We start from the raw sequence: 18,649 nt of genomic DNA on the forward strand, positions 1-18,649 counted from the left end.
GCGGGGCGGCGCGCGGCCAACGAGGTTCTGCCCTCGCCGTGTTGGGGGCACTGCTGGATCAGTCGCTGGTGCAGATCGCCGACGCTGCCGCCGACGCCCGGTGCTTCGACCGGGAAACGATCCACATGGCGGCGGACGTGTGGGACAACAACACCTTCCCGCTGTTTCGGGCGGCGACGGCCGGCACGCGAGGCGGGCGCGAGCGTCGATCTCTGGCAGCGTTGGAATGGATGGCCGGCCTCGGTGAGGAACGGCGCACCTGGATGATCGAGCAGGCTGCGGCCGCCGGGCACTCGTTGGACGGGCTCCTCGCACCCGGGAAACCGTCCACGCCGGGCCGTGACTATCTGGGACAGGTGATGGCCCCGGTGATGTCGCTGACGGCACACGCCGCGGAGAGCCTGGCCGCCGACTACGACCTTTCATCGGCCGAGGTCCGCCATCTGCGTATCGAGCGGGCCGGCAGCCGTCTCGTCGGCCAGCTCGAACTGGCTGTCACCCGTTCCTATCCCGTCGACGACGGCACCCTGCCCGAGAACGCGACGCTGAATATATGGCTGCGCGACATCACCGAGGTCCGCTTCGATTCCGATGACGCCCGGGGCGCCGTCCTTCGACCGCGAGCGGACGGCGTGTCAATCGCCCTGGGGGCCCGAGGGATACTCTGCGCGGCGACGGCCGACCATTGCCCGGACGACCGCTGCTGGCACCTGTCCTCGGCCGGGCGCCAGGCCGACGCGACCACACCACCCCGCGACACTCGACCTGCTCGCGGCGCCTCCCCGCAGGAGGGGCACCTGGGCGCCAACGCCATGGCCGCAGCGACCGTTCTGCACCGCGCCATGCTGCACGTCCGCATGGTGCGTAGTCCCAGGCATGCGGACCGGGTCCCCGTACGCGAATTCCACCGAGCCTTCACCGGAGCCGGCGAGGCAATCCTCGCTGCGGGTGCTCACCGCCTACCCCACCGACGGGAAGCCGCCTTCCGCCACTTGGTCGAGACCTGGGTCAGACGCGGCGGTGCAGCCCTCGCGAAGTGGTTCACCAGCGAGCTGGCGGAGACCGTCCACCGACCGGATCTCCTCGTCGTCCTCCGCGACCTGGACCAACCCCACCCGACCGCTGGCACATCGCAGCAGCCCGCTCCGAACCTCGCGACGGTACCCGGCCCAGTAGAGGTCGAACTCCGGATGGCCTCCTACACCTCGGCACACACACGCTACGGCGCAGACCACGACGCCTCTGCCCTCGTGCACCTGGCCGTGCCGCCGCACCCGCGGAACGCCGAGAACGACCCGTGGCGGCTGCGCACGATGTGCGGCGCCAGCCCCGCCCGCTTCCAGTTGCAGACGGCGGCGTTCCAAGGCGCCGGCCAGCCCCCCGTCACGGCTGACGACAATGCGGCCCGCCGCTTCGCCCTACACGACGGAGCCCTCAACATCACACGAAGGGAAGGCTGAAACCACTATCCGCCGCGCGCACGTTGGTTTGTACCGGCCTGAGCAGTTTTCCGGCTCTGGCAAGATTTTCGTAGCCGGAGATCATCCCGGGGCGGCGGTGTGTTGGTTCGCGCATCGACGACGCAGGTGGGCGATCAGTACAACTCGGTGGCGGAGAAGTGTGACGCTGGCGCGACCTCCCATGATGCGCTTCTGGAGCTTCACGTCGGTGATCCGGCCCTCGTTGACTCCGGAGTTGTAAGGGGTTGTGATCCCCTGGGCGACCGCGTGTTGGTCTTCGCGCAGGGCGCTGGCGATACCGGCGAGAGGCGCCAGCCCGCTGTTGGCGAGTCGTTCGAGCCAGTCCGGCAGCGGCGTGGCATCGCGTGTGTCGAGCATGGCAGCAAACTCGCGGACCAGGTCGTGGGTGCGCCGGAGTTCCGGGCAGTGTTCGAGCAGCTGGCGCAGACGCTCGGCAGTCTGCAGGCTGAGCCGATCGGGGGCGGTGATGATCCAGCGTGCGGCTTCACGTGGGGAAGGCGGTCGTTCGCGAGGCTCGTCCAGGGGTAGGCCACGCCTGAGGGTGCAAGGGCCATCTTCACTCGCTGGTAGTGCCCCAGGTAGCCCTTGCCCAGGAGTTCCTGATGAAGGATCTTCGCGTTGTGTTCGCCCTCGTCCCAGCGTTGCTGCAGGTAGTCGAGGTAGGGATCCAGGGTGGACGGGCGTCGGGGAGCGCGGCGCATGACCTCCTGCCAGGTGCGGGCCCGGGCGTACTTGCGTACCGTGCAGGTCCAGGCCGAGCTCACGCGCTACGGCGCTGTAAGGACGGCCGGCATCGGCCAGCGCGTGCACGGCCTCGAACAGCCGCCGTGCGTGCCGGCTGGCCGGAGTGTCCACCGGCTCGGAACCGGCGTCCGCCGTGTCAGCGGGCTCGGGCCCGGCAGGACCAGGGGCGGGGAGCGCGGCCGGCAGGCAGGCGCGGTGGGCGGCAGCGACGTCCTGAACGCGCCGGGACAGGCCCTGCCACAGATGGAAGCGGTCGCTGACCTGGACCGCGTCGGGGGCACCGTCGGCGATGCCCTGCCGGTAGGTGAGCGATCCGTCGCGGCAGACGATAGTCGTCCGGCCGCGACTTCAGGTGCAGGTCCAGCAGCACACGGAACTTGGCGACCGCCTCGGCGCAGTCAGCGAACAGGTCGTCGCAACCGTGGCGCACGGCCGCGCGCTGCAGGATCGTCCCGGCCAGTGCGCGCGCCCGTGGGGTGTTCGACGCGAGTCGTATCAGGCGGGGAAGGGCAGCGAAGCCGGCGGGGAAGACGAGGTCGTTCTCCAGGCACAGCCGGAATCCGAGTTCCGTCCATGCCTCGGCATCGTCTTCGCGCTCGACGCGGTGCAGGAGTTCGGGAACGCGGTCGACTTCCCCGTAGCAGTCGTGCATCCGTGCCCAGTTCACCATCCGGGCGTCCAGCTGCCCGAGGCTTGCCAGGACGAATCCGCCCTGCTCTCGTGGCGGTCAGTCGATGGGGTCGGCCGGTGCCATTCGCTTTCCGGCGGCACTCCGTCCGGCCAGGCGAAGCACAGCTCGTCGTTCATCGCGGCCACCAACCACTGGGCCAGGGTGACGCCTTGCTGCCGACAATCGCCCTCTGCGTTGGACCACATCGCGCCGTCCACGTCGCGGAAGTCGACCATCGACCACAGCGTGCAGCCCCAGTCGAAGAGCGGCACCACTCCGGCCGGCACTCCCCCGGTGGGATCCGGTCCGTGCTCATAGGCTTCCGCGATGTGCTCGTGTCCTTGCCCCACATCGACCGGCAGGACGCCGTCGACGGGTCCGAAGCCACCGTTGGAGACCTCGGTGTAGAGGCGCCGCAGAAGCGTGGGGAAGGCGAAACCGATGACACGTTCCGCCTCGGCGAGGGCCTGCGGCGGGGCAGGTGGGGGTGCCTGACGTTCCTGGGCAATTCCTCGGCAGGCCTCAATGATCTCGTCATCCGTCACCAGGCGACCGTAGGGGGTGGCTCGGACAGTAGGGGCCACCGCTTCGGGACGGCAGGAGGTGGATCGCCTCGGAGCGATGCGAAGTCCGAAGCCCGACGTCCGGTACCGGTCGACTCTTCAGGGCAAAGGGCACAGGGCACAGGACGTCACGAGCTCACTGGCAGCGGGCGAGGAGGGGGTAGGCCCTGCGCCGATCTCGGACGCACCCGGCCTGGCCAGTGGGCCGTTGCTTCGAGCCTCCGGCCGGACGATTTTCCGCGGAAAATCCGACGGCCGTCGGTCAGTCGGCATCGCTGACACCAGACCGTCGAACCGGCTGACCGTGATCGCAACCCGCGTGCATCGGGCCCGACGTGGGAAGCCGCCCTGGGGCGGGACACTCCCTACGGCGACATCGTGACCGGGCCCCCAACCTTGGCACGGGGGGCCGGAGCTGTCCGGTGTTGGTCTTCAGGGATGCCCCTGGAGAGCGGGACTTGGCGGCGGACATCCTGCTCTGCGATCGGGAGTAGCCTGCTTCATCCGCCATCAGTCACCCCGGTCCATGCGAGGGAGGGGCAGAACGGTCGCCCCTTCCGGGCCGAAAGCGTCGGGTCGGGTCGGCGGAGGGCCTCCGATTTTCCGCGGAAAATTTCATGATGCGAGGGAGCCCTGGAAGGGTCAGTTACCTGAGCCCTTCGCAGGCTGCCACGTCATCGTCAGACACCTGCCCTCGACGGCAGCTTCCGGTGGCCCGGATTTTCCGCGGAAAATTCTCCGTGCGGATCGCGGACGCACCCAGCCGCGCGCGCCCTCACCGACCAACCCCGTTGAGTGCTGTTCCCAAGGCCCTACTCCCCCGCCGCCGTCCGTCCCCCGGTCGCGGCGTCAGCTGGGTTGCAGGTTGGACGGATAGGGCGGGCTTCAGCCGGTGGAGTGCCTGGAGGGCTCGCACGCCCATGGGACGGGACGGTTCGACCCGTGCGATCAGGACGGGGAGCGAGATGGACGCGTCGCTGATGACTGTCCAGTCGTGGAAGCGGTTCTGGAGGTATTGGGCGGGGCGGTGACGCAGCCGGCGAGTGAGGTTGGGCAGGTGGGTACGGCCCCTCAGGGGGGAAGCGGGCGGGTCGACCAGGCCGAAGCCGTCAGGCGGTGGGGAGATGATGTCGAGCAGGACGCAGAGGTCCCAGAGGTCGTACCAGGCCGTGTCCCGTGAATGATCTTGCAGGTGGAAATTGTCGTTGAGCTTGTGGCCAGCGGCCGGAAGATTGCCGCCATGAGCTCTCGACGCTTCGTCCCCCTCGATCCTGACGGCATGAGTGCCGGTGGCTGGCTGTATGCGGTGGTCGAGGCGAAGACGGGGGTCTTCTATCAGCAGCAGTACGGCGGAACCGCCTGTCGACAGGGACAGGTCGAGGGCTTCCTGGTGCCGCTGTTCGGCCCTGATGAGTTGGACGCGTTGCGCGAGCTCTTCGAGAAGGACTTCCGTGGGGCCGGCACCTGGAACTACGCGTGGCCGGATGACGAGCGGGACAGGCTCCGCGGGATCATCGAAGCCATCCGCTACTGGGCATGCGACGGGACCACCGAGGAGCCGCACCCTCTGCGACTGGACGAGAGCCGGATCCGCGACGCCGACGAGGCCTGGGTGCCGGTGATCACGCCGGACGGCCCCGCAGTACTGATGTGGTTCAACTCCGACTGAACCCGGCGATCAGCCGTCCTCCCCAAGCCAGAGGACCAGCCTTATGGCGGCAGTCACGAAGGATCTTCCAGGTCTTCATCCTGGCGAACATATGATCGATATGGGCACGGACTTGTTTGTGCCCACGGTTGTGCTCGGCCTGCCACTCGGTGGGCTTGCCGCCTTTGGGGCAGCGGTGCGGGACGACCAGGCCGGTCCCCGGGTAGCCGCCGTCGGCGATCGTGGTGGTCCGGCCGACCGCCGCCATGGCACCGGACTCTTCCCATTCCTTGCAGTCGTTCCAGTTGCCGGCAGAGGTCTGCCGACCTCCACTATCAGCCGGGAGTGGGCGTCTACGACCACCTGGTGGTTGGTGGAACACCTGTAGTTCTCGGACTGCTCGGCGATGGTGTGGTCGAGGGTGGGGACAAGGGTGCCGTCGACGATCAGCACGGTGTTTCTGCGGAACCGGCGCCGGGGCTTGAGTGCCAGGAGCGGTCGATGCGCCCGATGATTCGGCTGGCCGCCGACTTGGAGAAGCCAAACAGGGGCGCGAGCTGCCGTAGTGTCAGGCTGGTGCGTCAGTAGCCGCGACCAGCAGGAGTCGGTCCTCCAGCGGCAGGTTCCACGGCCGGCCAGGACGGACCGTGCGGGCGCCCTCGCGGCGGAGCATCGTGATCAACTGTTTGAACTCGCGTGGCCCCAGGCCGGTGAACGGGGGCTATCCACGACGATTCCGCTGCGTGATCACTCCAGTCACGGCAAGATCATGGCATCAAGCCTGCTCCCGTAGCGCCGGCCGGTCGGAGTGCCTCCCGGCTGTGGGTACCACCAACAGCGGGAGCATGGTTGAGGCAGCGACGGAGCTGGCGCGAGGATCCGGATGAGGAGCAGGGCGTGGGAGGGCTGTTGAAGAGCGTCTCTGGGGTCCGCTGGGCAGAGCTGCGTGACGCAACGGGGGCTCCGGCCGGCGGGATTCCATCTCTGCTGTCCCGGATCGCCTATGGGGACGAGGACGCGGCCCGCATCGCTATCGATGAACTGGGCGATGCCATCTGTGCGCTGGGGTTCGTCATCGGTGAGGCGACAGCTCCCACGGTCCCGTTCCTTGTCGAACTGGCCGGGGCCCCTCACGTGGCGTGCAAGGCCGAGCTGCTGGCTCTGCTGGGCATCATCTGCCAGACCGACCAGTGGCACTCTGCCGCTACGGCAGCCAGGAAAGGCAAGCGCGACACGGGCTACCGCCAGCAACCCGGCTGGGAGGCGGCCGCGAGGACAGCCGTCTTTGTGGGTCGGTCAGTCATCGAAGGTGTGGCCTCCTCCGTACATCCAGAGGAGGCCACACCCGCAAGGCGGTTGTTGCAGATGATGGACCACATCCCGCCGTTTCCGGAGCTGTGAGCCGCCCTTGCGGGACAGCCCTTGGCCCATCGATTTTCTGCGGAAAATTCTCGGGACCCTGGCGGTGCTGCAAGCCGTTCGGGGCAGTCGTCGATCAAGCACTCAGGACGTGCCGAGCGATCGCCCGTCCCAACAACGTTCGCAGGTGCCGCGAATTTTCCGCGGAAAATTCCTGAGCCCGCCCCTACCGATCCGCCCGCGGAGTGGCGGGCCTGCGCCCGCTCCGGCCGGCTGCATCCCCGTGGGCTGCCGGGTGACGGAAAGGAACCGGCGGGCCCCCCTTGAGGTGTCCCATGACTCGGATGTCGACCGCGCGAAGCTCGTTCCGGAGTCACATGGTGAACGGGCTGAAGCGGACGGTGTGTCGGCGCGCCCCGACGGAGGTAGCGAGCCGGGCTGCCAGGGAACCGCTGGTGCCCCATGAATCGGCTCGGGATCTACCTGTCCCGACCTACCGCTGTTCCTGAACCCCCGCGTGGCCGATCTCGTCGAGTCGCTTCGGCGCGCGGAGGACGTTGCGCCGCTGGACTACGTCACTGACAACGACGTCGCCGACCTTGCCGGAGTGCTCCCCCATACCGTGCTCATCCAGCTGACATGGATGTCCGCTCGCTCAGTGAAGACGATGCTGAGGCAGTCAGTAGGACCACGGGGCGGGAGCGTGTGTAGTGGGGGTCGTGAACCCGTAGCCAGGACCGTCGGCACCGACCCGCTGATTTTCCGCGGAAAATTCTGGAAGGGCTTCGGCGGAGTTCAGAGTGGGATTGACCCGGCGGAGGAGACGACGGGCGAGGATCGAGCAGAAGATCTCCATCTGGTTCAGCCATGAGACGTGCAGAGGCGTGTGGTGCACGATGAAGCGTGGGTGGGCTGCCGGCCAGGTCCGGGCGGCGGGCGGCGGGCATGACAGGGGACGAGCCGTTGTCGAGGACCAGTGCCGTGACCGCAGGGTCTGCCGGAACCGTTGAGTGGGTCGATGGGGATCTGGTCGTCAGAGGGCAGGGAGCGGGCCGGCGCTGGTGATCAGGCCGGTCCAGTGGTCTGGCCGATCGGCTTCTGCCCAACTGATCTCGAGCTCGCGGCGGGTGAGTTCTTCGGCTCTGCGATGCATGGCTGTCTGTGCGCTCTCGGGCTCGCCGGAGGTGGTGGGATGGTCGAGTGCCCCGTCGGCGACGCCTTCCGGTCCGGTGAAGTAGACGGCATACCGCCACCGCTCCGGCGTCCGGTACAGAACGAGCGTCGTCGGAGTTCCGAAGGTCCACCAGTACGGTTTCCGTTTGCTGACCATGCCGGAAAAGTAGCGGGAGAACGCCGCGCCGCTTTGCCCGGGCTATGCGGCTGTGGCCATTGGCCGTCCGTCGCAGTGGATACGGGCGCTGGCGTTGGGTCAGCACAGGTAGGCGTGCGGGTCCGGACCGCGTGGTCGGGGGCTGGGGTTGGCGAGTGTGAACTGCCACAGGGGCCGATGGCTGTGTTCAGGAGAAGCGACAGCACCCGCGTTCGCCGGTGATCGGAGCACCGAACCGGGCGGGGGCCGCCGCTCGTGCTACTGGATGCTCCAGCGGTGCGGATGGTTGGAATCGGCGGGGCAGGCGAAGACGTTCAGCTCGCCGAATCGGCCCACGACTACTTCGGTGGGGGTGGCGGACCGATGGGCAGGCAGGTCCCGATCCTCTAGCGGCTTCCAGCTGCCGCTGCCGCCGTCCCATTCCGAGCTGTCAATGGTCAGCAGTAGGTGCATCGGCGTGCGGCAGGTCCGGCAGTCCATGGGGTACGGGTCGGTGGCGTGCCAGGAGGCGAAGCCGCCGACGCGCCAGCCGGGCGGGATCGACAGGTCGTACTGGTAGCCGACCGCATGGGCGGCGATCTCGTCAGCCGACCGCATGGCCTCCTCCTGGGTCTCGTCCCAGGCGTCGAGCCGGGCGCACAGCTCCTCGGGCAGGAGGCCGGCGAACGGGTAGCTGACCACCTGCTCCGGGTGCAGCACGCAGGGCTCGGGCACGAATCCGGCGGCTCCGACGACCAACGGCTGCGGGGGAACGGCCAACACGTCCTCGACCTCCCACGACCGCCGCCAGCGCACACGCAGATTCAGGTCGTACAGGCTCGGGCCGTGCGCGTCGAAGGGACACCAGAACACCTGGAGCAGGTCGCAGTCCTCCGGCCCCGGCGGCATGTCCGGGACATCCCGTCGGTACAGCTGCGCCAGGCCGATCATCGGCAACGGATCCATCTGCGACACCTCGGGGAGCCGGTGCTCCAGGTACAGCTCGGCCAGGAGCTCCCGTTCCTCCTCCGTAGGGCCCGGGCTCTGCTCCCGAGCCCACGCGGCAGCCAGGATCCCCCGGTAGCGGTGGATGTCGGCCGGACGCCGACCGCGCCCCCGGCCGTGGGCCTCACCACACACCGGCCACGGCTCCTCCGCCGGCCACAGCATCGGACCACCCACCGAGCTGTCAGTCATCGCCGGGCTGCCCGGCCGTGGGTGGAGCCGCGTCGTCGTACCCCGGTAGGCGGCTAGTTCCGGGAAGAGCGCTTCGACATCAAGTGGGCGCGGCGGAGTGGTCCTCGTCATGGAACGCGACCTTAGACACCCGGCGATCTCGGCCGTCGAGCACCCCCGGCAGCAGTCTCTGCACCCCTGAAGCTCTGCTGTCGAAACCGCGTTGTTCGGTACAGTCGGGTCGCGTCGGCCGGGTGGGATGTCCATGCCGGTCAGGATCTGTCCGACCCCGGAGATCCCGTGTCCTGCTGGGGATTCGGCGATCGCCCGCTGGTCCTTGTCCCGGCCCCCACCGTGAACGGGCTGTGCACCGGCATGCTCTCCCCGGATGCGACATGCGCTGGACAGCGTCACACGGGCGAGTGGGTTGGTGGCGAACGTCCTCGCCGGGGCCGGTGCCACTGGCAGGATGACGGCCATGTCGAACACCAGGCGCGCCGATCCGTCCACCCGCTCCCGGACCGCCGTGGGAACGTCCGTCCACACGATCAAGGTCACCCTGTCCGGCTCCCGGCCCCCGATCTGGCGTCGCCTACAGGTGCCGTCGGGCACCGATCTGCGGCGGCTGCATGACGTGGTCCAGGCCGCGTTCGGCTGGGAGGACTACCACATGTGGGCCTTCGAGACCGGGCGCGAACGGTACGGGGTCACCGACCGGGACCTGAGAATCCGCAGTGCGGCAACGACGCGCCTCGACCAGATCGCCCCCTGCGTCGGCGCACGGTTCGGCTACACCTACGACTTCGGCGACAACTGGGAGCACGACATCCTCGTCGAAGCGGTAGGAGATGCCGAACCCGGTGTCTCCTACCCGCGTTGCCTCACCGGCCGTCGTGCCGGCCCGCCCGAGGACTGCGGTGGGATCTGGAGCTACGACTACCTCGTCGAGATTCTTGCCGACCCCGGCCACGAAGAACACGAGGAACGCCTCGAATGGCTCGGCCTGGAATCGGCCGACCAGTTCGACCCTGCCGCATTCGATCTGGACGAGACCAACACCGCGCTCGCCGGCCACGCGACCGTGCTGGTCCCGAACTGAGACCTGGCCTCCGCCGGTCCCCGTCGCCCCGGCTACCACCGGGGCGATCAGGACCCTCGCAAGATCAAACGCGACGCTGCACCAGCTTCCGACCGCTGGAATTTTCCGCGGAAAATCCTCGCATCCAGCGCGGCCGCGGCCACGATGTGTCCGGCGTCCATACACCTGGGTATGTGAGCCGAGGCGCTGAACACCGAACGTCTGCCTGGCTCCGCCAGGCGCTGCAGGATTTTCCGCGGAAAATCCTGCAGCGTCCGGCGGGTGACGGAGCAGCGCGATCCGAGCAGTCGCGGACCGCCGTGTGGATGACCAGGGTGACTCCCCCGCCGTCCCTGGTGCCGTTGGGCAGCCTCAGGCTTCAGCCGTCACGGCGCCACCGGTCGGCGGCGAACCGGGAGAGCGCAAGCTCCAGATCGAGCGGCACCACCTCGGTGGAGCCCAGCTCCCACACCCGAATCCAGCCGTCTGTGTCGATGGGGAAGCTCGGCGTCTTCAGCCCGGGCACCGGCCTCATCGCGAGGCAGTACGAGACGTTCAGATCGGGGGAGCCGGTCTCCACATTTCTGCGGGATCGGACCCTGATCACCCGTGCCTCCGCCACGTCATCCCACCGCAGCCGCAGCTTGCGGCCCTCGTTGAGCTCCACACCCTCACCGTTGATGCGCAGCCGCGTTGCGACCGCTCGCAACGCCAGTGCCCCCAGGACGAGAACGCCGAGCACGGCCAACAGCAGGGGCCACCAACGCACGGTCAGCAGCCAGGTCTGGCGCAAGTCGGCCTGGAAGCCTGAGCCCGAGGACACGGGGGAGACCACCAGGAGGAACACGGCGGTCAGCCCCAGCAGATCGCGTGCCGACGCCCATAGGGCCCCGATGCTCCGCACGCTGCTCCTGAGCACTACTTCGCGTGCTCCTGCGGCACTGTCGGGCATCGGGCCCGGCGTCTCTCCGGCAAGACGGGACTTCAACTCGGCGTGCCGGAACTGGTAGATCCCGCCGAACCGCCTCAGCACGCCCAACTGGCGGCCGTCCTCGAGGAAGCCCACCACATCGCGTGGCAGGCATCGACGCCTCGCCAGGATGAGCCGCGTCGCCGTCCAGCGGCCCCAGCGGCTGAGGGCGATCAGGACGGCGGCCGAGCACGACCAGCCGATGACGAGACCGCCACCGATGAGCAGGGGATCGCCGTTGAGCCAGTGGAAGAACGCCAGTGAGTTTGCCGCGATGGCCAGTGCGACCACCGTGGATTCGACGAGAGCGATCCTGCGCTCGTCGCGCAGCAACTGCCTCGGCCTGGCCGTCCTGTCGGACTCGGTCGACCGGGTCAGGAGCACACCGGAGAGCAGAGGAAGAAGGAAGACACACAGGGTCGCCGACGTGCTGCCGGGCAGGGCCACGCCGACGACTGTCGTCGCCACCGCCGCTGCCGCCAGGAGCAGCCGTCCACTGACTCCGGCCGTCGGTCGTCGTGGGCGATCGTCGAAGCCGCTGAACAGGTGCCTCGTGAGCGCCCTGCCGATGGCCGTTGTGATGATGGCGACCGCGGCGACGGCACCGAGTACTTGGCCCACGCCCAGGATCCCGAGGCCGGGCCGTGGGGGAGAGACACCCAGGAGGGTGGCCAGCCCCGCGATCGCATAGCCCACCACCGTGCCGTAGATGCCGACGGCGACGATCACGAGGGTGCCCCAGACGCCCGGCTCGGTCAGCCGGCTCCTCAGCTGCCACCACGCGATGTCCTGGGTACGCCGGCGGCGGAGCTCGCCGGCCAGGAAGCGGAAGTACGCGGGCGCTCTGTCGGACTTCCAACGGCGCACCGGCCCGGGGAGGTAGGAGGGACGGGGCCCCTGTGCGCAGACAGCCGGGATCAGCGCGTCCAGGAGATGGCCCTTGATGTCCGCCTCTGCGGGCAGCCGCGTCGCATCGAGCAGTTCACGAGGGTCGGCGTTCCTGGGCGCGTACACCGTTGCCGCGAGCGAGAGCATCAGGGGCGAGGAGAGGGTGGTGGCGACCGGGCCTTCGGAGTCCTTCTCCATCGCGTCGAAGAGCGACTGCCAGGGGCCGAGACGATCCCGATGACACATCTGGGCGAGGTACGCGCGCCCAGCCTCGGGAGTCACCGGGCAAAGACGCAGCACGGGCACATGGCGCAGTACCGGCGAGTCGTCCACGACAGGCTGGTAGGCCTCCGGTCGGGAGGTCAGAATCAGGGGGTCCGTCGTGCCGAGTGCACGCTCCAGCGCCCTCACCGCGTCTTCGCGAGCCAGCGGAGGGAGCTCGTCGAGGCCGTCGAGCACGGGAATGATCCGCTGACCCCGCACCAGTGACTCCACGACCGGCTGATCCAGGCCTTCGACGAGCCTTCCGTACTCCTCGCTGATGCGCCTGATGACCCAGTCCTGGACGCTGGTCCCGGGCTCCCAGTCCGGCATTGCCAGGATGACCGGCACGCTCTCCCCGGAGCCGGGGGCCCTGGCCTTCAGCACCTCGACCGCGATCAGGACGACCAGGGACGACTTCCCCGCTCCGCCAGGACCGGTGACCACCAGCTGGCGTGGCGTGAGCGTTCGGACCCAGGCCACCAGATCCTCAAGCCCGGTCAGTTCAGGACGCTCTGCGTTCGGGTCGTTCCGGTGGCCCTGCTCCAGCTCCCAGGGAACCGCCATCGGAACCGGATGGTGCAGACCTCGGACACTGGCCTCATCCCGCCACTGATCCAGCACCTCACGGGCCAGCCCGTCCAGGGCATCGTTCTCGGCGTCGGCGTTGGCCGACCGTCTGCTGCGGGAGGCGGGGGAGGAGTTCAGATGGAGGGCGTGGATCTGTCCCGCCTGGATCACGTTCTGGGGTGATCCTTCGCTGTGGTTGTGTACCTCTCCAGTCACCCCGACATGCTGGCAGGCCGACGTCTGTCGCCGACGGGTTTCCGGTGGACCGGGTGGCGGCTCCAGGGAGGCTTGTCAGGGGCAGTGGGTAGTGGAGAGTGATGACCTCAGACGATCGTGAGATTTCGAGTCGAACCGTTTCTGCGATCAACGAGAAGAACACAAAAGACTGTTGTAAACAGCACATAGACACCACGGGCGGGAGCCAGAACCACGGCCGGCGTCTCTCACGGCGGAATCCGGAAGCGTTCCTCCAGGGCAACGGTACCGGTGCTGATCGCCCTCACCGCCGGCTGCTCGGCCGTGGCATCCAACTCGGCCGGTGCCGGCAGCAGCACCTCCGTCGGCGGCCCCGCAGCACCGTCGGCCACTGCCACCCCGGCCGGTCCCGTACCCGCGTGGCGTGCCCTCGGGGCGCTGTCCGGGGAACAACTGACGGGAGTCCTGTTGTCGGCCGCGGACCTGCCGCCGGGCAGTACCACAGAGCCCGCCCAAGACGTACCCGCCGCCGGGCCGGACCCGATGGCTGCGGCCGCACAGCGGTATCCGGCGTGTGCACCGGTTCTCACCCTCCTCTCCGAGCGGCCCGTGGCCTCCGCCCGGCGCTGGTACGTCACCGGAAGCAACGTCCTCGGCAATCGCACGCTGGTGGACGTCGGCAGCTTCACGGACGGCCGGTCGAAGGAGCGTTTCGACGCGTTGGAGGCCGCTGTGTACAGGGGCGGCTGCGCCGGGTTCCACCTGGACAAGGGCGGCAGCGGGGCGGACCTGCGGGTCGAGCCGGTGGTTTCCGATACGCCGGAGGCACCGGCGGTCGGCTTCCGCGTCGTCTCGCCCACCGGCGCGGTGACCTCGCAAGGCGGCTTCACCCGCGTCTACCTCTATGCGGCCGTCGGAGAGAACCGCGTCCTGTTCTTCACCGGCGACGACAGCGCGCACGAGCCTGCCCTGCGCACCGACCTGGTGGCCGCTCAGATCCACCGACTCGCCACATCCACAGCGGGCTGACCGACGCTGCGCGGCCACCATGACAACAGCAGGTCTCGGCGACCGGCAGCAGGCGGTCACCACCACCGCGTCCCGCCGCCACGGCAACGCCGTCGCCCGGGCCTGGGACTGGCTGCACCCGAGTCTGACCCGCCGGGCGGCATGGCTGGAGCACGACGGACCGCTGCCCGTCATCGAGGGCACCGTGATCCGCCTGGCCGTCGAGAAGCTGCCCAGCGGCGGGGCGAACCGCCCGGTCTGGCTCTGGGACACGCCCAGCCTCCGTCTTTCAGTCCCGATCACGATGCGGACGAGGCTCCAAGTGAAACGCGCAGGGTAGTGCCGTCCACGGGCACGCCCTGCGTCACACCGCAACCGATCGACGTGGTGACCGATGCCGGGGACATCCACACCATCTGCGAGTAGTGACCCCAGGCGTGGAAGTTGGTTCCGGCGGCTGCGTTGCCATCGATCGCAGCGTTGTTGTCGGTGTCGAACTTGGTCTTCTCGGCTATCCAGCTGTAGCCCACCGAGGGGTCCAGCGCCGCCATGGGACGCACCGGCCCGGTGGAGTCGAGGAGGTTCTCGCCCTCGTTGCCGTTGGTGGCGCGATCGCTGTGGTGGAGCCCGCCGTCCGCGGTGGAGGCAGGGTCGTCGGCCCAGGCCTGCGCATCACAGGCCAGCTTGGCGTCCCACGCCACGGAAACCGGGGTGAGGCCGGGGTTGTACTTCTGGGCGGCCTCCTGGCGTGCGGCGTTGTGGGCACTGACGAGCTGCGCGGCATCGGCGTCGCTGATCTGCGATCCCGTACCCGGGTGGGGCGTTGGGCGAGGAGCAGGTGGCTGCGTCCGCGTCCGTGCGGACGGCGGGCGCCGTGGCGGTACGCCCCTGCACGTAGGTGGCCGAACTCGGGCCCATCATGAGCAGGCCGCAGACGATCGCTGCTGCGGTTGCGATGAGTTTTGGTTTCATCGGATACCCCTGAATTCCGAGTGGAGGTCTCCGTTCGCCGAGCGCGGGCAATCACACGTCGGGCGATGAGATCACCGTGAGCAATTCGGGGTAAGGCGGCTTGCCCAACGAGCGCTACGTTGATCTGTTCGGATGAATAACCCGGCTGTAGTTGCGATTGGACCGGCGTCGTGCCTGCCCGACAGGCCGCGGCCCGTGACCAGGCCGACCGGCTCCGTGTGCAGATCACGGTGTTCTTGAAGCCGGCGTCCGCTTCCCGTCCATGATGACCCGGCCATCACTCCGGGGTGTCGGCTTGTTGCCGTTTGTCACCCCACCTACACTTCCGAAAGCCACTCAGATGACATTGAGGAGCCCTTCATGGGAAATCCGACGGACGTTCCCGGGCAGCCACTTCCGAAGTTCGAGGAAGCCAAGGGGCTGGGTCCGCAGGACAGTCAATTCGTGCACGATCTAGTGGATGTGCTGGAAAAGCACGGGAACCTCGACCGCTTCGGCCTGTGCCTGTTGCACGAGCACTTTCCCCTCGCGTCCGACGAAGTCCTGGTCGAAACCCACGACCTCGCGGCACGCACGCTCCAGATCCGGGTCGACAAGGCGGACACGACCGGTCACACCAAGCCCTCGCAGTGGCGGTTCGTGAAGACCGGACACGGCAGCGCTGAGGTCGAGAGCCACGCCTACCAGGTGATCCTGCAGTGCAGTCTGATCAGCGGGTGCCCGGGAAGCGGGAGCACACCGCGTTGAAGAAGGATGACGGCGGCGAGGTGGACACGAACACCTCGCCGCCGTCGCACGGTCGCAACCCGAGAGCCCGCAGCACCGCGGTGTACCGGTGGGGGCTGTGTGCCGTGCCGTTGCTGGTCTTCCTGATCCTCTGGGGCGGACAGTCCGCCCGAGCGGATTCCCCGTCCGCGAGCGGCTGCCATGCGGAGCAGCTGACCGCGGCCCAGGTGGACGTCGAACTCAAACTCTCCAACCACGCCCACCTCACGGCCAAGGGCGAGGGGGTCATGACCGTCCGCGTGCCCAGGTCCTGGGAGCACGCCGAGGGCCTGCTGCTGCACAAGAGTTCTGTTGCCTACCGCGACGCGATGCGCTGTCTCCTGCGCGACGAGCAGGAGCCGGGGCAGCCCCCGCAGCAGTACCAGCGCCAGAACGAGTGGCGCAAGTCCAACCCGACGGTGAGCACCGAGCCTGACTCGGTCAAGGTCGAGTACCCGACGGTCTTCTGGTTCGATCACGGCGGCACGTTCCGCGTCGGGCCGTGGGACGTTGACGTGCACCGCCACCAGTGGAAGCTGTCCCTCGTCGCGCCGACGGCTCTGGTGGGGGCCCGCTGGAACTCGGTCACGGTCGATCTGGGCGGCCTGGAGGCATCCGGCCTGGTGCCCGAACCCTCGACCGTCGGCAACGGGAGCCTGGTGTGGCTCGACCCCGGCCGGCCTCAGGGGTCGAGCCCCTTGCTGACGGTTCGGGTGGTTCCCCCGTGGCAGCGCGCATGGGCGGCGGTGAGCGGCAAACTCGCACCGTTTCTCGTCAGCAACAAGATCGGGCAGGCCGCCTGGTGGGTGGTCATCTCCGCCGTCCTCGCGGTGGCCGCTCTACGAGCCCGCCGCCGGCCGGCCCACGCCGAGGCCCTCGGGCTGGATTCCGCGGCCACCGGGCTCGAGATCTGCAGCAGCACGGCCCTGCTGCAGTGGGGTGTCGTCAGCGCCGTCATCATCCTGGCGTTCCTGCCGCCGCAGTACGTGCTCCTCGACCATCGTTTGATGATCCTGATCGGGCTTCTGGTCGGCTGGGCGTTGACGGCCACCGCCCGTCCGAGGAGGTCGGTGTTGCTGGCCGCCTCGCTGGTGACGGCGGCCGGCGGCCTGGTGGCCGCCTGGCCGTCCCTGTTCAGCCTTCCCTCGAAGCTCTCCCTCCCCGGGACCGGGCCCGTCCACGGCTTCGTCCCACTGGTGGCCATGACCGCGGCGCTCCTGTGGCTGTGGCTGACCGGCCTGGCGCTGTGGATCTGGCGGCTCGCGTGTGAGGGCGGGCTGATCCGGTCATCGACGTCACCCTGGCGGCTGCGCCGCGTCGGACCGGGACTCGCCGTGGTCACCCTCCTCCTGCTGGGGTGGCAGTGGTGGACCCAGGACCGCGGGTGGGAGCGGGCCAGCTGGCTGAGCAACCGCGCGATGTCGGAGTACGGTTGGCTGCACCAGTCCTTCCTGAGCGAGCGTCTGGTGTCCTACGCGATCCAGATCCCCGTGTGGTGCGCTTCTTGGACCTGGGTACCGACCGGCGTCGCCATCGTGGGCCTGCTACGGGCCAGGGACCTGGCGTTCCCCGTGCCGCGCGCGTATCCCACCAGGCTGGACCGCCTCCTGTTCGCCGTGTTCTTCGCCCTCGTGGTCGCCTACCGCCAGAACTCGTTCGCGGGCAGCCAGGCCGTGGCCGTCCTCTGGCTCCTCCTGGACATCGCCGGGCTCTACGTCCTGTTGGCGGTCGGAAAGCGGTGGGCGGTCCTGACCCATCACCTCGAGGGAAGTGGGAACACCCCGACGCTGGGCGAAGCGATCAGGGAGACGAGCCGCTCCGACTTCATCGTGCGTGCCCGCCGCTACCGGGAGCTGACCGACGAGCTCCGTGACCTGGGGAAGAGTGAGGGAACCGCGAGCCGGCACGCGGTGGAGAAGGAACGGCACGCGATCGAACGGGAGCTGAGCGGGCTGCACCGCTGGCGGCCGCCGACCAGAACCGCAGGCACGGCACAGGTCTGGCTACCCGGCCAGTACACGATCATGGACGTCGCCCTGAGCTGGGGCCCACACGCCAGGTGGTGGGAGAACGCCCGCCGGGCCGCCCTGTTGGCGGCCGCCTTCGGCCTTCCGGGCACTCTCGTCATCCTCTGGTTCTCCTACCGGGCGGAGGAGACTCAGTGGATGTACACCGCGCAGGACTCCTTCGGGGCACCCAACATGGTCAGGCTGTTCCTGACCCTGGAGCTCGCCTCGGCGGGCGCGGGCCTGGTCCTGGGAGGGCTTTGGCGCCTGCTGCCCGGCCGCCGCGGTCCGGCACGCGCCCTGAGCCTGGTCGCCGTCTACACCCTGCTGACCGTCCTGGGGATCCTGGGCAACCGCATCACCGACCAGCCGCTCGGCAACGTGGCCATCACCGTCTGCCAAATGCTTCTGGTACTGACCCTCACCGGCCTCGCCATGGACGCGGACACCTTCCATGCTGAGCGGCGTCTGTGGCCCAGCCGCCTGGGACTGCTGCTCTGGATCTACCAGCTCCGCGGATTCTCCGCACAGATCGCCTATGTACTGGCTCAGCTGGGCGCACTGGTCGTGATCGCGAAGTTCTTCGTCGGACCCGATATCCGGGGCATGAAGCCGCCGTAAGCCGACGACTCGCGCGCACGTCCCGGGTGCCGTGGTCGGCACCCGGGACGTGCGTCTGCCGGAGAGCGGCAGCTCCGTCGCGGCCATGACGCGCTGTCGTCGAGCGCCCGGAAGCTCGGCAGCGTCACTCCTGCGGGTCCGGTGGGGTTCAGCGGGTGGTGATCCACCGCTCGACGAGAGCGGAGACGATCAGGGCGGGGGTTTCGGAGAAGGAGAGGACGGCGGCGCGGAGGGCCTGCCGCAGCAGCGAGCTGCGACGGTCGTCCTCCTGCTCGGGCAGGTCGTTGTCGGTCCCGGCGGCTGCCATGGTGCCGGCCCCGGTACGGGTACCGACGGCCGGCAGCTCGGGGGTGTGGCCGGCGTCG

16 protein-coding genes and 1 pseudogene are annotated in these 18,649 nt (G+C 68.7%); 9 read left to right on the forward strand and 8 right to left on the reverse strand.

Annotated elements, in window-relative coordinates; genetic code table 11:
- The first annotated feature begins 68 nt into the window (after positions 1 to 68).
- Entirely contained in the window at positions 69 to 1,460 is a 1,392-nt protein-coding gene (locus ACZ5OX_RS31415; protein WP_465634678.1) for a hypothetical protein, read from the forward strand.
- Between the two features lie 81 nt (positions 1,461 to 1,541).
- Here ACZ5OX_RS31415 and ACZ5OX_RS31420 read toward each other — a convergent pair whose 3' ends face one another.
- Both ACZ5OX_RS31420 and ACZ5OX_RS31425 read right to left on the reverse strand, forming a co-directional pair.
- Complete coding sequence (locus ACZ5OX_RS31420) at positions 1,542 to 2,336, reverse strand: transposase (RefSeq protein ID WP_465634679.1); 795 nt, start codon at positions 2,334 to 2,336, stop codon at positions 1,542 to 1,544.
- A 552-nt stretch (positions 2,337 to 2,888) separates the two neighbouring features.
- A complete protein-coding gene (locus ACZ5OX_RS31425; protein WP_465634680.1) occupies positions 2,889 to 3,440 on the reverse strand; it encodes a hypothetical protein in 552 nt (183 codons plus the stop codon).
- Between the two features lie 1,198 nt (positions 3,441 to 4,638).
- On the opposite strand from ACZ5OX_RS31425, the gene ACZ5OX_RS31430 reads away from it, so the two are divergent.
- Positions 4,639 to 5,127 (forward strand): DUF6210 family protein, encoded by a 489-nt coding sequence (locus ACZ5OX_RS31430; RefSeq protein WP_465634681.1) that lies wholly within the window; start codon positions 4,639 to 4,641, stop codon positions 5,125 to 5,127.
- Here the strand turns inward: ACZ5OX_RS31430 and ACZ5OX_RS31435 are convergent.
- Positions 5,114 to 5,831 (reverse strand): annotated as a pseudogene (locus tag ACZ5OX_RS31435) (transposase family protein). The gene ACZ5OX_RS31430 and the pseudogene ACZ5OX_RS31435 sit on opposite strands and share 14 nt — an antisense overlap.
- 172 nt (positions 5,832 to 6,003) lie before the next feature.
- On the opposite strand from ACZ5OX_RS31435, the gene ACZ5OX_RS31440 reads away from it, so the two are divergent.
- Together ACZ5OX_RS31440 and ACZ5OX_RS31445 are read left to right on the forward strand one after the other, a co-directional pair.
- Positions 6,004 to 6,507 carry a hypothetical protein gene (locus ACZ5OX_RS31440; protein WP_465634683.1) on the forward strand — a complete coding sequence of 168 codons (504 nt, stop codon included), beginning with the start codon at positions 6,004 to 6,006 and terminating at the stop codon, positions 6,505 to 6,507.
- A 475-nt stretch (positions 6,508 to 6,982) separates the two neighbouring features.
- Positions 6,983 to 7,336 (forward strand): hypothetical protein, encoded by a 354-nt coding sequence (locus tag ACZ5OX_RS31445; RefSeq protein WP_465634685.1) that lies wholly within the window; start codon positions 6,983 to 6,985, stop codon positions 7,334 to 7,336.
- Between the two features lie 162 nt (positions 7,337 to 7,498).
- On the opposite strand, the gene ACZ5OX_RS31450 is transcribed toward ACZ5OX_RS31445, so the two are convergent.
- On the reverse strand, positions 7,499 to 7,795 hold the full coding sequence (locus ACZ5OX_RS31450; RefSeq protein WP_465634687.1) for a hypothetical protein: 297 nt from the start codon (positions 7,793 to 7,795) through the stop codon (positions 7,499 to 7,501).
- Positions 7,796 to 8,053: 258 nt separating this feature from the next.
- Positions 8,054 to 9,082 carry a hypothetical protein gene (locus ACZ5OX_RS31455; RefSeq protein WP_465634689.1) on the reverse strand — a complete coding sequence of 343 codons (1,029 nt, stop codon included), beginning with the start codon at positions 9,080 to 9,082 and terminating at the stop codon, positions 8,054 to 8,056.
- A 298-nt stretch (positions 9,083 to 9,380) separates the two neighbouring features.
- Here ACZ5OX_RS31455 and ACZ5OX_RS31460 point away from each other — a divergent pair, with 298 nt between their 5' ends.
- Entirely contained in the window at positions 9,381 to 10,049 is a 669-nt protein-coding gene (locus tag ACZ5OX_RS31460; protein WP_465634691.1) for a plasmid pRiA4b ORF-3 family protein, read from the forward strand.
- Positions 10,050 to 10,407: 358 nt separating this feature from the next.
- On the opposite strand, the gene ACZ5OX_RS31465 is transcribed toward ACZ5OX_RS31460, so the two are convergent.
- A complete protein-coding gene (locus ACZ5OX_RS31465; protein WP_465634692.1) occupies positions 10,408 to 12,888 on the reverse strand; it encodes an NACHT domain-containing protein in 2,481 nt (826 codons plus the stop codon).
- Between the two features lie 315 nt (positions 12,889 to 13,203).
- Here ACZ5OX_RS31465 and ACZ5OX_RS31470 point away from each other — a divergent pair, with 315 nt between their 5' ends.
- Both ACZ5OX_RS31470 and ACZ5OX_RS31475 read left to right on the forward strand, forming a co-directional pair.
- Positions 13,204 to 13,941: a hypothetical protein gene (locus tag ACZ5OX_RS31470; RefSeq protein ID WP_465634694.1), complete on the forward strand. Its 738-nt coding sequence runs from the start codon at positions 13,204 to 13,206 to the stop codon at positions 13,939 to 13,941.
- 19 nt (positions 13,942 to 13,960) lie between these two features.
- Positions 13,961 to 14,260, forward strand: a complete 300-nt coding sequence (locus ACZ5OX_RS31475; protein WP_465634695.1) for a hypothetical protein — start codon at positions 13,961 to 13,963, stop codon at positions 14,258 to 14,260.
- Here ACZ5OX_RS31475 and ACZ5OX_RS31480 read toward each other — a convergent pair.
- A complete protein-coding gene (locus ACZ5OX_RS31480; RefSeq protein WP_465634774.1) occupies positions 14,220 to 14,717 on the reverse strand; it encodes a CAP domain-containing protein in 498 nt (165 codons plus the stop codon). The genes ACZ5OX_RS31475 and ACZ5OX_RS31480 overlap by 41 nt on opposite strands.
- 535 nt (positions 14,718 to 15,252) lie before the next feature.
- On the opposite strand from ACZ5OX_RS31480, the gene ACZ5OX_RS31485 reads away from it, so the two are divergent.
- Both ACZ5OX_RS31485 and ACZ5OX_RS31490 read left to right on the forward strand, forming a co-directional pair.
- On the forward strand, positions 15,253 to 15,639 hold the full coding sequence (locus ACZ5OX_RS31485; RefSeq protein ID WP_465634696.1) for a hypothetical protein: 387 nt from the start codon (positions 15,253 to 15,255) through the stop codon (positions 15,637 to 15,639).
- Positions 15,591 to 18,284, forward strand: a complete 2,694-nt coding sequence (locus ACZ5OX_RS31490; RefSeq protein ID WP_465634697.1) for a DUF6185 family protein — start codon at positions 15,591 to 15,593, stop codon at positions 18,282 to 18,284. The genes ACZ5OX_RS31485 and ACZ5OX_RS31490 overlap by 49 nt, the downstream gene beginning before the upstream one ends.
- A 148-nt stretch (positions 18,285 to 18,432) precedes the next feature.
- On the opposite strand, the gene ACZ5OX_RS31495 is transcribed toward ACZ5OX_RS31490, so the two are convergent.
- Complete coding sequence (locus tag ACZ5OX_RS31495; protein WP_465634699.1) at positions 18,433 to 18,591, reverse strand: hypothetical protein; 159 nt, start codon at positions 18,589 to 18,591, stop codon at positions 18,433 to 18,435.
- Between the last annotated feature and the right edge of the window lie 58 nt (positions 18,592 to 18,649).

It is taken from the genome of Kitasatospora sp. NPDC032121, from assembly GCF_055580145.1.

Bases quoted from the DNA above. Each gene is read 5' to 3' on its own strand.
- ACZ5OX_RS31430 (WP_465634681.1), top strand. From the start codon at position 4,639: ATGATCTTGCAGGTGGAAATTGTCGTTGAGCTTGTGGCCAGCGGCCGG.
- ACZ5OX_RS31450 (WP_465634687.1), bottom strand. From the start codon at position 7,795: ATGGTCAGCAAACGGAAACCGTACTGGTGGACCTTCGGAACTCCGACG.
- ACZ5OX_RS31455 (WP_465634689.1), bottom strand. From the start codon at position 9,082: ATGACGAGGACCACTCCGCCGCGCCCACTTGATGTCGAAGCGCTCTTC.
- ACZ5OX_RS31475 (WP_465634695.1), top strand. From the start codon at position 13,961: ATGACAACAGCAGGTCTCGGCGACCGGCAGCAGGCGGTCACCACCACC.
- ACZ5OX_RS31485 (WP_465634696.1), top strand. From the start codon at position 15,253: ATGGGAAATCCGACGGACGTTCCCGGGCAGCCACTTCCGAAGTTCGAG.
- ACZ5OX_RS31495 (WP_465634699.1), bottom strand. From the start codon at position 18,591: ATGGCAGCCGCCGGGACCGACAACGACCTGCCCGAGCAGGAGGACGAC.